Origin of the sequence: Burkholderia sp. Bp8963, assembly GCF_003854275.1 — a bacterium.
Taxonomy (GTDB): domain Bacteria; phylum Pseudomonadota; class Gammaproteobacteria; order Burkholderiales; family Burkholderiaceae; genus Burkholderia.
In genome coordinates, this window is sequence record NZ_QTQP01000059.1 from 26,554 (window position 1) to 40,058 (window position 13,505).

Consider the following 13,505-nt stretch of genomic DNA (forward strand, 5'->3'; position numbering starts at 1 on the left):
TCTGCAGGGAAAGTTGGCCAATGAAATTTGATCGCAACGATGTCAGCATCCTGCACGCGCTGCAACGCGATGCCCATACGAAAGCAACCGACCTTGCGGAATCGCTTGGCCTGTCGCTTTCTCCGTATTACCGTCGCGTCCGGCTCCTTGAAGAGGCCGGCGTCATCACGCAATATGTGACGCTCCTCGATCAGGAAAAGGCCGGATTTCCGGTCAATGCATACGTTTCGGTCGCGATTGAAAAGAAGAGTGAAGTCCGGCTTGCGGCGTTTGAGCGCGCGATCGCGAACTTCGAGGAGGTGATGGAGTGTTACCTGATGACCGGCGCGTTCGACTATATGCTTCGTGTCGTCGCTGGCGACATTGCGGGTATTGAGCGCTTCGTGATGACCAAGCTCACGAAGATTGACGGCGTGCGCGACATCCATACTTCCGTCGCGCTTCGTCGTGTCGAATACAAGACGGCACTACCTGTTCGCGTCCGCGACGAATGACGGACCTAAATGGCCCTTGCTTCGACCGCCGTTGTCGGACACTGGGAAAGGTGATTGCTATTGAGTTGAAAAGACCGCAATGCCATTCGAAGAAAACGGCCCCGTACTACTACCCGCAAATGGTACGTAGGCCTGGTGCGACGCACCATCAATCGCGATGGAATGCGCTCCTTTCCCCATCGGCAGTTGCGCGATGACTGAGCGTGATGAAGCATCGACTACGCCAAGCGTCGGCACAGCGGACGCGGCAGGCCCAGCCACTCCACTCTTTTGCTCGCGAAACGCAGGGATAAAGTATCGGTTCGTCACCGCGTCATAGGCGACCTGGTCCGCACCGCCAAACGGGATGGTGGAAAGAATGGAGCCTGTTGTACGGTCAAGGATCAGACTGACGAGGGGTGCGCCGTCGTCTGGAATGCAAGCCACCAGGACGTCATTGTTCGGCCCTAACGCCATGCCGTTAGGGTTGCAAGCTGGCAGTGCATAAACACCCGACACTTTCGGCGCACCCGCGACGACCGAACGGGCCGAGATGACATCCATTTCGCCATGAGTATTTGCTGGCGTACCGTCATTGTTCAACAGGAAGCTCTTCGTCACTTTGTCGTACTGGCATTGTTCGAGGCCGGCCGAATCGGGGAATTGAAGGGTGGCGACTACGTTCTGAGTGACTGTCGATATGAACGTTGCGAACGGAGGCGAGTCCGCGGGATTCGTTGCCATGATCACATTGTCGTCCGGGTCGAGACACACCGAGTCCGTGCGTAATCCGGAAGTCGCAACCGGAATGTTCTTCACAAGCTGCCCATTGGAGACGTCGAGAATCTTGACGGAATTTACGTCTGCGACGTACAGAAGATTGGTATTTGGGATGCCAACAACACCTTCCGGCCCCGCCGTATCAGCAGATCCACTGAAGCCCGCGAAACCCGGTTTTATTTTCGATGTCAGCTGATTGCTGCCAACGTTCACGACGTCAATGGCGTTGTTGCTCACGTCAGCCAGATAGTACTGCCCTCGAATCTGGTCTACGTAGCTTATATCGAACAGGAAGCCGGCCACGGGAGTCTGGACCGGAATCGTTGTCATCAAATGCGGAGCAGTTTGTATGTCATCTCCACCGCCACAGGCCGTCACGCCTACAGCAGGCATCAACAATATCAAACACGTAAGGATTCCGAATTTCATTGAACAGACTCCAGTTGATAGAGCGATAACAGCTGACGATACTGGCTAACAAACTAACGAACGCGCTGGCGAATTTCCCGTGCGTCAGTCATGAATGTCCAGTTTTTTCCTCGGCACCCGTTCGGCTATACGCCGAGCAGCGCCAGTGCCTGACGGTGCAATTGCTGATTTGCAGACGCGATGACGCGTCCATCCGAGTGACGCCTGAGCGGGCGCCCCTCCCAATCAGTGATGACGCCTCCCGCGGCTTCGATAACGGGGACCAATGGGAGGTAATCATAGAATTGCAGACCAGATTCAATAACCAGATCCACACGACCCGTCGCCAGAAGCGCGTAGTTGTGGCAGTCTCCTCCGTAGCGTCGTAACGCGACTTGCGAGGCAACACGTTCGAATGCCTGACGGCCCTGCCGATCAAAGATGTCGGGCGACGTGGTGCACAGCTTGCCTTTGGCAAGATTGTCACAGCTGCTGGTCGCAACCCTGAGTCCGTTCAGAAAGCTTCCTGCAGGAGAGCCGATCCAGCGCGCGCTCAGGATGGGCATCTCGATCGCGCCGACCCATGGCACACCATTGCGCAACACCCCGATGAGCGTACCGAATAGCGGGCTGCCGATGGCAAAGCTTCCGGTGCCATCCACCGGATCGATAATCCAGGTGAAGCGGTCAGCAGATGGCGGCGCGCCGGATGCCGATTGCGCGCCGTATTCTTCGCCGATGATGTCGTGTTCGGGAAAGCGGCGCCGTATCGCGGCAACGAGCGCCGCTTCAATATCCCGATCTGCCTGTGTCACGGGCGTCCTGTCCGCCTTCTGCTCCATCGATGGCGGCTCGCTGAAATACTTGCAGGCAATGGCTCGCGCTTCGTCGGCGAGCGCGTCGATCGTCTGCGGAACAATATCCAAGTCCATCGTTTGTACCCGGTCCGGTTGTGAAGGGAGAAAAGAACAAGCGCCCGGGCTGGGCGCCTTCGAAGCGCGACGGCTTAAAACAACGTACGTATGCCCGCGGCGATCGCGATCTGATTACGTCCGATCGTTGCCGGGCTCGACAGTACGATCGTGTCGCTGCCAGCGCCGAGCATGCCCTGAGCCTTGTTCATCGAGTAAGCAATGTCCGTGTACAGGGTCGTGCGCTTTGATAACGAATATTGCGCGCCGACCTTGAACAGTTGCGCGCCAGATGCGCTGTTCTGCAGATCTTGCAGATACATCCAGTCGGCCGTCGCGCGCAGATACGGAGATGCCTGCCAGGCCGCGCCAAGATAGTAGTAGTTCTGGTTGGCGCCGGTCGTCGGATTGCGGAACTTGGCGAAATCGAAACCCGTCTTGACGGGGCCGATCACGTAAGACACACCAACTGAGAGCGCGCGCAGCCACGGGTTGTCCGTCGCGCCAGTCGGATCTCTCGCATCGAAGTATGCGGATGTCAAGCCGAGTGTGCCGTTGGTCCAGTTCAGGTTCGCGGACCAGGTCTGCTTGTTCGCGACGCTACCGGCGGTGCCGCCGAACGAATAAAGCGCGCCGCCGCTCAGACCATACGTGTTGTCAGGCAACATGTACTTCACGGAGTTGTTGACCCACGTGTATAGCAGGCCACCGTTCGCCGGGCTGTTCGCCCCCGATGCGATACCGGCCAGGCCGAGCTTCGGATTCACGTTCGACGAGTTCTGGAACACTGCGTTGGCGAGCGAGCCGAAGTTCATGAAGCCCGTCGCGTCCCCTGCGGAAATGCCGTCGAAGAACGGCGACCAGTTGCGGCCCATCAAGACCTTGCCCCAGGGCGCTACCACGCCAATAACAGCCCCGCGGTCGAACAACGCGTTCGTATCGTTCGGGAACGGCACCGCGAAGTTCCCGCCGCCGGTCGTCGGACTAAAACCGCTCTCGAGCTTGAAGGTGACTTTGTAGCCACCTCCGATGTCCTCGAATCCAAGCAGGCCCCAGCGACTCGTCAACTCGTTGCCGGACGCCAGCAGGACGGCGCTGGCCGCTTTACCGTTACTGGCGCCAGCTGCCGTCCTGTATTGCAGGCCGACGTCCATGACGCCGTAGAGCGTGACGCTCGATTGCGCGTGAGCGACGCCAACTGGCACGCATGTCAGGCCTACGAATCCCGCCGAAATCGCTGCGCCTCGAGCAATCATCCGAGCATGCCGCCCGATCTGGCCATCTACAGTTCTTGCTGCCATGTCCTCATTCTCCAAACGTGGTTAATCGGGTTCGACGGCAACTCGCAAACGCCGCCTGAATCGTTTTATTCACTTCATTTGTTTCTTTTAATCCGTGCTCGTAGACAGATGCACACCGAGATGGGCGTCCATCAAGTGCGCGTGACTGGTCAGCTCGGCCGCGGTATCGGCGAATACGATCTTGCCGCTCGAGAGAAGCGCGGCATCATCTGCGACGGAGAGCGCGAGACGGCTGTTCTGCTCGACGAGCAAGATCGACAGTCCGTCGTCCCGAAGCTTTCCGATGATGTTCGCCACCTCGCCGATCATCTGCGGAGACAGGCCCTCCGAGGGTTCGTCCAGCAGCAGCACGCGAGGGCATGCCATCAGTGCCCGTCCTATCGCCAGCATCTGCTGTTCACCGCCGGACATCGTCCCTGCGCGCTGCCCGAGGCGCTCGCCCAACCGCGGGAAGAGCGCAATCACGTCGTCGATTCGCCATTGCCTGCCAGCGCACGGCGTCACTGCCGGCTGAACGATCGCGAGGTTCTCCCTGACTGTCAGAAGCGAGAAAATCCGTCTTCCTTGCGGCACTATGGCGACGCCCCTGCGAATGACTTCTTCAATTGGCAATGCTGCAACCGATTCCCCCAATACCCGGACATCGCCCCTGGACAACCGGATCATTCCGGCGATGGCATTGATGCATGTCGTCTTGCCTGCGCCGTTGCGTCCCAACAGCGCGAGCACGCTGCCGCGTCGCACCGCGAGCGACACGTCCCGAAGGATTTCGCTACGGTCATAACCGGCAATGACGCCCGACAGCTCGAGCGCGGGCGTGTCGTTAGTGGCCAAGGTAGATCTCCCGCGTCCGTGGATCGTCCAGCACTGCCTGCTTTTCACCGTCTACGACAACCCGCCCGCCCTGCAGAACGGTCACCGTGCCGGCATACGCCAGCGCGACATCCATATCGTGTTCAATCATCACGATCGTGAGGTCACGCGGCAGCGCTTGCAGCAGTTCGCCCACTCGTTTGCGCTCAGGGCCCGACAAGCCGGCGAGCGGTTCATCGAGCAGCACGATGCGCGGTGACTGAGCCAGTGCAAGCGCGATCTCGAGTCGTCGCATCTCGCCATAAGCGCAATGGGCGACGACGGCGTGTGCCTTGGTGTCTAGCTCGACCTGTGCGAGCAGGTCATGGGCCCGGCTCGCGAGCGACGCGTCGTCGAACGATCGCCACGGATTCCACCGTCGACGCGTCCCGGCGATCAGTGCGAGCTGTACGTTGCGGAGCACCGTCGCGTCACGGAACAGCGTGATGATTTGATAGGTACGCGCCAGGCCGAGGCGTGCCCGGCTCGCCGTCGGCTTGGCCGTCACGTCCTCGCCAAAGAGCTTGAGGGTGCCTGTGGTAGCTCGCAGGTCGCCGGCAATCAGGTTGAGCAGTGTCGTCTTGCCTGCGCCATTCGGCCCTAGCAGCAAACGACGCTCGCCGCCGGCGATGGACAGGTCCACGCCGTCGACGACCTTCAAGCCACCGAACTGGATGCCCAGCCCGCTTGCGCTGACCACGGGCTGTCGCGCCTGCTTGCCGGAAACGCCGCCAGACGTGCGCGTCGACAGCACTGACGAAAGAACGGCCTCGCTCATCGCAGCCTCCTCATGACACGAGATATGCCCGGCACCACGCCGTCCGGGAGAAACACGACGACCGCCACGAACAGCACGCCGAGCAGCACCGGCCAGTGGTCGAAGTAGCTGCTGACGACGACGCGAAACAACACCACGATCACCGCGCCCGCAAGGGGCCCGAGAAGCGTGGCTGGACCGCCGACGATTACCATGAGCAAGGTTTCCGCGGTCTCGCCGAGGGCGAGCGCGTGAGGACTGACGAACTGCTGATGAAAGACGTACAGGACCCCGGCGAGCGACGCAACGAGACCTGCGATCGCGAAAGCGGACATCCGGATCGCCCAGACGTTGAACCCAAGCGCGGACATGCGCTTGGGCTGCGAGCGCACGGCAGCGAGACTGACGCCAAGCGATGAATGCATGAAGCGATGCAGCGCGGCGACCAGCACCAGGAACAGCACGGTTACGCACTCGTACCACATGAGCGGCTCAGCCGCGGACCCGATCGGCAACAACGGTCGCGGGATGCTGCCGATACCGTTTTCTCCCCCGGTGACGGCGCTCCAATGCAGTGCAAGTCCCCACATGACCTGCGCCAGCGCGAGCGTGATCATGCCGATGTTCAGGCCGCTCGCGCGCAGGGCCAGCGCACCGATCGCGACGGACAGCAGCGTCCCCGCAACCACAGCGCCGAGCGCAGCCGCCCACGGCGAAACACCGCCCATGACACACGCCAGCGCGGCGACGTAACTGACGGTCCCGGCGAGCGCGGTCTGCGCGAATGACAGCAGACCGCCAACGCCCAGCAGCAGGTTCAGACTGCTGGCGATCAGGCCTGCGATCATCATCTGCACGAGCAAGTCGAGATAAAACGGCGAGCGGATGGCGATTGGCACGAGCAGCAACAACGCACTCGCCAGTGAGGTGAACGTCTTTGCTTTCACGATATTGCCCTCCCGAACAGTCCTTGCGGGCGCACCGCGAGAACGAGGATCATCGGCACGAACAGAAGGACATAGGAGAGTTCGGGCAACCAGGCCTGGCCAAAGCTGTACACAAGACCCGTCGCAACGCTTCCCAGTAATGCGCCGCCAATGCTTCCGGTTCCGCCGAGTACGACGACGATCAGCACCAGCGGCAGCACTTCCATGTCGAGTCCCGGATAGACAGACATGATGGGCGCCCCCACTACACCCGCGAATCCAACCAGCGCCGCCCCGACGAAAAACGTCGTCGCGAACAGCCGATTGACACGGACGCCCGATGCCCGCGCCATCATCGTGTCTTCGACTGCCGCGCGAATCCGGGCGCCGAGCACCGTGCGGCTCAGCGACAGGTCAAGTCCGATCGAAATGACGACGGCGAGCACCATCACCGCAAACCGGTACAGCGGAAACGACCAGCCTCCCAGGTGGACCGTGCCAGACAGCCATGGCGGCACGGCCACCTCGAGAGGCATGCCGCCCCAGAGCGCCCGGCAACTGTCCGAAATGACGAACGCGATACCTAGCGTGGCAAGCACTTGGGCCAGCTCGTTGCCCGCGATCTTCGTGAGCACCGCTCGCTCGACAAGCGCTCCGATTGCCCCCACGGCCAATCCGGTGATGATCGCTGCCGCGGCGAAAGGCAGCCGATACGACAGCAGCGTCACCGCGATGTAGGCACCCAACATGAAGAAGCCGCCATGGGCCATGTTGGGAATGCGCATCAACCCGAAGATGAGCGTGAAGCCGGACGCCATCAGAAACAGTAGCGCGGCGAAAGTCAGTCCATTCAACGCCTGCGTTGCGATGAGTGACATGATGAGTTCCTTGATCGATCGTTACTCGACGTTCCGCGACGGCGGAAAATCTCGCGAGTAAACCGGGTTCGCCAGAAACGCTTTCGGGTCGTAGGTCCAGAACTGGCTCACGTCCGGATAGCGCTGAAGCACCGTGTTCACGAGCTTTCCGTCGACGCGCTTGACCTGCCGGATATAGACGGTGACGATCGGGTTGCCGTAACTGTCCAGCTTCAGCGGGCCGCGCGGTGACGCGTCGAGCCTCACCGCATGGAGTGCGGTGGCGAGCGCCTTGCCGCTGACGGGCTGTCCGCCCATGGATTTGAGCGCCTGCTCGAGAATCAGCCCCGCGCTGTATCCGCCCGTCGCGTAAAAGCCCGGGGTGCTTCCGTAGGTCTTGCGGAAGCCGTTCACATAGCGCGTGTTGTCGCCTGTCTCGATCGCCGCGCTGTACCAGCCGGCGGAAATGATGCCGACCGCTTCGTCGCCCATCTTGTCGAGTAACGACTCGTCGACCGTATTCATCCCCGCAATCAGCGGAATCTTCTGCTTGAGTCCGAAGTCGGCGTATTGCTTGAGGAATCGCGTGGCGTTTGCGCCCGAGAAGTTGATGAATACCGCATCGACGTCCGGCCTGATCTGCGCAATGACCGTTGCGAAATCGCTCGAATTGAACGGCGGCCACAGCTTCTGGACCACCTTGCCACCCGCTTCCTCGTAGCTGCGCTGGAAACCGGCGACCGTCTCTTGCGAAAACGAAAGATCCTCAGCCACCACGGCAACCCGTTTGTATTTGAGTGTCTTCGCGACATAAACGCCGAATGGTTGTGTCGCCTGGGCCGATGAACTGGAGCTGCGCACCATCCACGGGTCGGCCTTGCGCTGGGTCAGGTCCTCCGCAGCGGCCGAACTCAGGATGAGCGGCACACCGGCGCGAGCGACGTCGTCGCGGATCGCGACGGCTTCGAATGTCGCCAGTGGCCCAACCACCACGTCCACGTGGTCGCGCTCGGTCAGCTGGAGGAACTTTGCCTTCGCCGTGACCGGAGACGCAGCCGTGTCGACCACGACAAGCTCCACGGCACGCCCAGCCAGTTTGCCGCCGCGTTCCTTGAGCAAATACTCGAAACCGTCCTGCATCTGCGCGCCGATGCCTGCCGCCACGCCGGTCTTGACGGTCATGAGCCCAACCTTGATTGGGGCGGGATCCGCGGCCTGCGCGGCCGAGCCAAGCGTTGCCGCCAGCCCTGCGACGCACAGCGCCATAAGCTTTCGAGACAGCATTGAAGACCTCCGGAGGACCCTTCGACGGGTCGTTGTTGAAAGTTTCATGCACTGTCATTTTTGTGATCACGGATCGCAACTGGCGTTTACACCTAAGGTTCCTCAAACCCTATATGGCGCGGCATTTCGGCATTATTTTGCGGATCCGATCACCATCGGCACCCGTAGTTTTTTACTTGTGTGATCTCAGATCACGAATGTATGCTGATTAGCGTTGTTCCAAAAACGGAGAAAGGGAATCATGGATACGATGCGCAAGGGCCAACGCTGGGTGTTGGATGCGTTTCTTTCGGTAGGCGGATTGGACGTGCTTCACCCTGACGCGGGTGCGCTTTTCGAGCAGATCGGCTACGACTCGACGGACATCAAGCGTGTCTTCGCCCCAGTCAAGGCCGGTTCGATGCTGCCGGCATGCTGGAGCGCCGCGGCCAGGGAGATCGAGCAGCGCGCCAGGCACTGGGAGCAGCGCGGCTTCGTGTCGACAGCGAAGCGGATGTATGAACGCGCGACCCTGCTTTACGCGCGCACGCATTACTCCGTGCTTGCCGATGATCCGCGACGCACGCGCTACCTGACCAAGGTGGTGCAGTCTTTCGAGAAGGTCATCGAGCTGGCTGAGCACCCCATCGAGCGGGTCACGCTGCCATTCGAAGGCAAGCATCTTCACGGTATTCTCGAGACACCCGCCGGCGCCGCGAGCGTGCCTTGCGTGATCATGCTGCCGGGCATGGACATGTTCAAGGAAGACTGGCACAAGGTGATCGAGCAGCGCATCCTGCCGCGCGGCTGGGCTGGCTTCTCGCTGGATGGCCCCGGCCAGGGTGAAAGCCTGACCAAGGGTTTGAAGATGACGCTCGACAATTACGACCGCGCCATCAGCACGGTCATCGACTGGCTGTCCAGCCACCCTGCCATCGACCCATCACGCATCGTCATCATGGGGTCGAGCATGGGTTCGTGGTGGGCGACGCGCGCGGCCGCGGTCGAGCCGCGCATCGCGGCGATCGCGGCGAACATGTCGAACCTCGGAGACAAGTTTGTCCTGTTGAACCAGGCGCAACCGAGCTTCATGGCGGGCCTGATGTACATGACCGGCATCACCGACCCTTCGGCAATTCAGGATTTGTCCAAGCAGATGTTGCTGGACGACCTGGCGCCGAAGGTCACGGTGCCTTATCTGATCGTCACCGGCGAGAACGACGAACTGACGACAATTGACTCGACCATCGACGTCTACAACCGGCTACAAGGACCCAAGGAGCTGTGGATTTACCAGCACGAATTTCACCCGATCGGACCGCAATCAGACGAGTGGATCAACGCGTCGCTCGACTGGCTCGGCGCAGCCCTTGCTGGCCGATTCCAGTGTGGCCATGAAGTGCGAACGTTCATCACGAAAGGTGGTGAATATGTCGACGGGACGGGCCAACCGACGTGGTGGAATCCATGAATCGCATACCCATGGCAGCAATCGACGACCGCGACGGAAAAATCTGGCTCGACGGCAAGCTGGTCGAGTGGCGAGACGCCAAAATTCATGTGCTGACCCACACGCTGCATTACGGCATGGGGGTGTTCGAGGGCGTTCGTGCATACGACGGTCCAAACGGCGCGGCGATATTCCGGCTTGGGGAACATACGCGGCGCCTGCTGAATTCCGCGAAGATCTTCCAGATGAGCGTGCCCTTCGATGCCGAGACGCTTGAGGCCGCGCAGCGGGAGGTGGTCCGCGTGAACGACCTCCAATCGTGCTATCTACGCCCGCTCATCTGGATCGGCTCGGAAAAGCTCGGTATCGCGGCGAAGGCCAACACCATCCACGTCGCTATCGCCGCGTGGCCGTGGGGTGCGTATCTCGGCGCGGACGGCCTCGAAAAAGGCATCCGCGTCAAGACTTCGTCGTTCACGCGCCATCACGTGAATGTTTCGATGGTTCGCGCGAAGGCCTCTGGATGGTACGTCAACTCGATCCTGGCAAATCGGGAAGCGCTGACAGACGGCTACGATGAGGCGCTCTTGCTTGACGTGGACGGGTATGTATCGGAAGGCTCTGGCGAGAACTTTTTCATCGTCAATGGCGGGACGCTCTACACGCCTGACCTTGCCTCGTGTCTCGACGGCATTACCCGCAACACAATCATTACGTTGGCACGAGACCTCGGGATACCCGTTATCGAGAAACGCATCACGCGCGACGAGGTATACACGGCTGATGAAGCCTTCTTCACCGGAACGGCTGCGGAGGTCACGCCGATTCGCGAGTTGGACAATCGGACCATCGGTACTGGCGGCCGCGGAGCGATAACGGCAACACTTCAGGCAGCCTATTTCGACATCGTTACCGGGAGGGATTTACGGTACGCCCACTGGCTTACCCGAGTCTAGCTCCGCTTCATACGACGCCCGACGGTCCAGCCCACCGTCGGGCGGATGTTATTTTTTGACGTGCCCGCTTCAATGCACGCGAGCACGGCGGTCATCATCGCGATGCGCGCCCCGCGCCACCATACGCCGCATGATGTTCCACCGCATCGTCGTGCGGTCTGTGCACCTCGAATTCTTCTGTCATGGGGCGTCAGTCTGGTGCGCCAGTCATGACAACCTCAATCTGCTCGAATTGGCACGTATTGGCCGCGGGACGCCTCGATCGGCTTGCACTTCGCGTTGCCGAGTCGCGCCCCCGCATGATCAACGCATGCGGCCCTCAATCAGTCGATCCTGTCCGTCGCGCCGGCCTGTGCGAACCCGCAGTGGCTGATTCAGCGGCTTTTTTGATCAAATGAGATTTAACGTACAAATTTGATCAGCAAACTCCAATAGCAGATCAAATATGATCGGTTAGGCTCACTCCGTCTTGACGGGTGTCGTGTCTGGCGCGACAATCGTATTTCCCCTCACATTACACTTTTGCCGATCAAATGAGTGACTTAAAGTCCAATGATCGCTCAAATTTGAGCGGTAAACGCCCGGGAGAGTCGTTGCCAACTCCGGTCACGCGAGCCCTCAAAAAGCTGGGGACAGACTTGGCGCTGGCGCGCCGGCGGCGCCATCTGACGCAAGCATCGATGGCCGAGCGCCTGCGGATTTCCGAGGCCACGGTGCGTCGAATGGAGCGCGGCGATACTGGCATCTCGATTGGGACCATCGCGCAGGCATTCTTCGTCCTCGGCGAGCTGGACAAAATCACCCGATTGCTCGACACGGCGTCCGACGATATCGGTCTGTCCCTCATGAACGAGCAGCTGCCCCAGCGCGTACGCAGGAAGCGTATCAAACCAGACTCGGGAGCCTTATGAGCAAGCCAGCGGTAAGACAGACCGTCAAGGTCGCCCTGGGCGACGCGGCGCGGCCGGTCGGCACGCTGACCTACAGCAAGGATGGCGGACGCGAATTCACGGCGTTTGCCTACGACGCCGCGTGGCTCGCCGCGGCGGACCGCTTCGAGTTGTCGCCCGACCTCGCGCTCGTCGAGGGACACCAGTTTCGCAAAGCGCCATCCAGGGACGATTCGATCTTCCACTTCGCGTTTGCGGACACTGAGCCGGACGGCTGGGGTTGTCGCGTCATTGCACGCGACCATGCGAAACGGCGCAAGGCGGCCCACGCCACGGGCAACCCCGCCCCCGGAGCAGCGCTGACCGAAATGGACTATCTGCTGGGGGTGGACGACCTGAGCCGTATCGGCGCGTTGCGCCTGGTCGACGAGGCGGGCAACGTCCTGCGCACCATCGAGGATGGCGGCCGCGGCACGCCGCCGCTGCTCGAACTGGCGCAGCTCATAGGCGCCACGCGCGCGGTGGAGATGAACAAGGAAACGGAGGCTGACCTGAAGTACCTGCGCGGGCGCGGTACCTCGCTAGGCGGCATGCGACCCAAGTGCACGATACTCGACGAAGACGGACACCTGGCCATCGGAAAATTCCCGAGCATCAAGGATGACCGCTGCGTCACGCGTGGCGAAGTGCTGGCCCTTCACCTGGCTGCGGCGGCCGGCATCACTGCCGCCGAGTCGCGCATCGTCATGTCAGAGGACATCCCCGTCGCGCTCGTGCGTCGGTTCGACCGGGCCGCCGGCGGCGGACGCATTCCATATCTATCCGCCGGCTCCATGCTGCAGGCATCGCGTGCGGACGACCATGCCTACACGCAGATTGCCGACGTCATCACGGCACGTTGCGTCAACCCGGCGCATGACCTTGAGGAACTGTGGCGCCGATTGGCGTTCAACCTGCTCATCACGAACGTGGACGACCACGTGCAGAATCACGGATTCCTGCATGTTGAGCATGGCCAATGGCGGCTCGCGCCGGCCTTCGACATCAACCCCTTTCCAGACAAAGACCCGGAGCTGAAGTTGTGGCTCACCGAAAATTCCGGGCCAGTCGATTCCATTGCGGACGTGCTGAACATGGCCTCGTACTTCTGGCTGTCAGAGGACGATGCAACGCGCGTGCTCGCTGAAGTATGCGCGGTGGTTCAGAACTGGAAAGCGATTGCGAAATCTGCGCCCGTCGGCATGACCAACGACGACCTCGAGGCCTTTGCGCCGGCGTTCGAAAACGAGCAGATGCGCGTCGCGGCTGACCTGCTGGCATAGCAGCGGCCAGCTTGAGCGCTACACTACTCGCGCCATGCCTCATGGCATGGCTGGACTCCACGAGTCCACGAGCATCTGGGCCTTTGAGCCATCGCAGTCCTGCCGACGAATTTGATTACCCCTACTGGCAGTCACATTCGAATGACATCCATCACCGTTTTTTTCTGGCTCTTTTGAAATCTGAATGGGTTATGCGGTATGCGGGTTGATCGAAGTGAAGTCGAGCTTGCCTGCGATCAGGAACAGCACGGTGCGCATAGTTTCGAAGTTCGTGTAGCCGCGAGCACGTCGTTTGGCGGCCTGAAACAGGCCGTTGATGGCTTCCAGGAACCCGTTGGTCTGACGTGTCTGGGACCAGG

At 60.7% G+C, this 13,505-nt stretch carries 14 protein-coding genes; 5 read left to right on the forward strand and 9 right to left on the reverse strand.

The features are described 5' to 3' along the window. Nucleotides 1–20 precede the first annotated feature (20 nt). Entirely contained in the window at nucleotides 21–494 is a 474-nt protein-coding gene (locus DID96_RS32050; RefSeq protein ID WP_057928669.1) for an Lrp/AsnC family transcriptional regulator, read from the forward strand. Nucleotides 495–551: 57 nt separating this feature from the next. Here DID96_RS32050 and DID96_RS32055 read toward each other — a convergent pair whose 3' ends face one another. The 8 genes from DID96_RS32055 to DID96_RS32090 form a co-directional block, all read right to left on the reverse strand. Beyond that, entirely contained in the window at nucleotides 552–1,682 is a 1,131-nt protein-coding gene (locus DID96_RS32055) for a YncE family protein (RefSeq protein ID WP_124603225.1), read from the reverse strand. 125 nt (nucleotides 1,683–1,807) lie between these two features. Continuing rightward, nucleotides 1,808–2,593, reverse strand: a complete 786-nt coding sequence (locus tag DID96_RS32060; RefSeq protein WP_124603226.1) for an inositol monophosphatase family protein — start codon at nucleotides 2,591–2,593, stop codon at nucleotides 1,808–1,810. 74 nt (nucleotides 2,594–2,667) lie between these two features. Then, nucleotides 2,668–3,873, reverse strand: a complete 1,206-nt coding sequence (locus tag DID96_RS32065) for a porin (RefSeq protein ID WP_124603239.1) — start codon at nucleotides 3,871–3,873, stop codon at nucleotides 2,668–2,670. An 87-nt stretch (nucleotides 3,874–3,960) separates the two neighbouring features. Then, a complete protein-coding gene (locus tag DID96_RS32070) occupies nucleotides 3,961–4,707 on the reverse strand; it encodes an ABC transporter ATP-binding protein (RefSeq protein WP_124603227.1) in 747 nt (248 codons plus the stop codon). Next, nucleotides 4,697–5,503 carry an ABC transporter ATP-binding protein gene (locus DID96_RS32075; RefSeq protein WP_124603228.1) on the reverse strand — a complete coding sequence of 269 codons (807 nt, stop codon included), beginning with the start codon at nucleotides 5,501–5,503 and terminating at the stop codon, nucleotides 4,697–4,699. The genes DID96_RS32070 and DID96_RS32075 overlap by 11 nt, the downstream gene beginning before the upstream one ends. After that, nucleotides 5,500–6,429, reverse strand: a complete 930-nt coding sequence (locus DID96_RS32080; protein WP_260464084.1) for a branched-chain amino acid ABC transporter permease — start codon at nucleotides 6,427–6,429, stop codon at nucleotides 5,500–5,502. Before DID96_RS32080 ends, DID96_RS32075 begins: the two co-directional genes overlap by 4 nt. After that, entirely contained in the window at nucleotides 6,426–7,286 is an 861-nt protein-coding gene (locus tag DID96_RS32085) for a branched-chain amino acid ABC transporter permease (RefSeq protein ID WP_124603229.1), read from the reverse strand. Before DID96_RS32085 ends, DID96_RS32080 begins: the two co-directional genes overlap by 4 nt. Before the next feature lie 21 nt (nucleotides 7,287–7,307). After that, the gene (locus tag DID96_RS32090; protein ID WP_124603230.1) at nucleotides 7,308–8,531 is read right to left on the reverse strand and encodes an ABC transporter substrate-binding protein; all 1,224 of its coding nucleotides are present in this window, start codon (nucleotides 8,529–8,531) and stop codon (nucleotides 7,308–7,310) included. 259 nt (nucleotides 8,532–8,790) lie between these two features. On the opposite strand from DID96_RS32090, the gene DID96_RS32095 reads away from it, so the two are divergent. The 4 genes from DID96_RS32095 to DID96_RS32110 all read left to right on the forward strand — a co-directional run bounded on the left by DID96_RS32095 (nucleotide 8,791) and on the right by DID96_RS32110 (nucleotide 13,146). Next, nucleotides 8,791–9,999, forward strand: a complete 1,209-nt coding sequence (locus tag DID96_RS32095) for a S9 family peptidase (RefSeq protein WP_124603231.1) — start codon at nucleotides 8,791–8,793, stop codon at nucleotides 9,997–9,999. An 11-nt stretch (nucleotides 10,000–10,010) separates the two neighbouring features. Next, nucleotides 10,011–10,934: a branched-chain amino acid transaminase gene (locus DID96_RS32100; protein ID WP_124603232.1), complete on the forward strand. Its 924-nt coding sequence runs from the start codon at nucleotides 10,011–10,013 to the stop codon at nucleotides 10,932–10,934. A gap of 638 nt (nucleotides 10,935–11,572) precedes the next feature. Further along, nucleotides 11,573–11,845 carry a helix-turn-helix transcriptional regulator gene (locus DID96_RS32105; RefSeq protein ID WP_311767778.1) on the forward strand — a complete coding sequence of 91 codons (273 nt, stop codon included), beginning with the start codon at nucleotides 11,573–11,575 and terminating at the stop codon, nucleotides 11,843–11,845. Further along, nucleotides 11,842–13,146 carry a type II toxin-antitoxin system HipA family toxin gene (locus tag DID96_RS32110; RefSeq protein WP_124603234.1) on the forward strand — a complete coding sequence of 435 codons (1,305 nt, stop codon included), beginning with the start codon at nucleotides 11,842–11,844 and terminating at the stop codon, nucleotides 13,144–13,146. The genes DID96_RS32105 and DID96_RS32110 overlap by 4 nt, the downstream gene beginning before the upstream one ends. 189 nt (nucleotides 13,147–13,335) lie before the next feature. Here DID96_RS32110 and DID96_RS32115 read toward each other — a convergent pair. Then, nucleotides 13,336–13,505: transposase (locus DID96_RS32115; RefSeq protein ID WP_148094503.1), on the reverse strand; the 170-nt coding region annotated here is incomplete at its 5' end.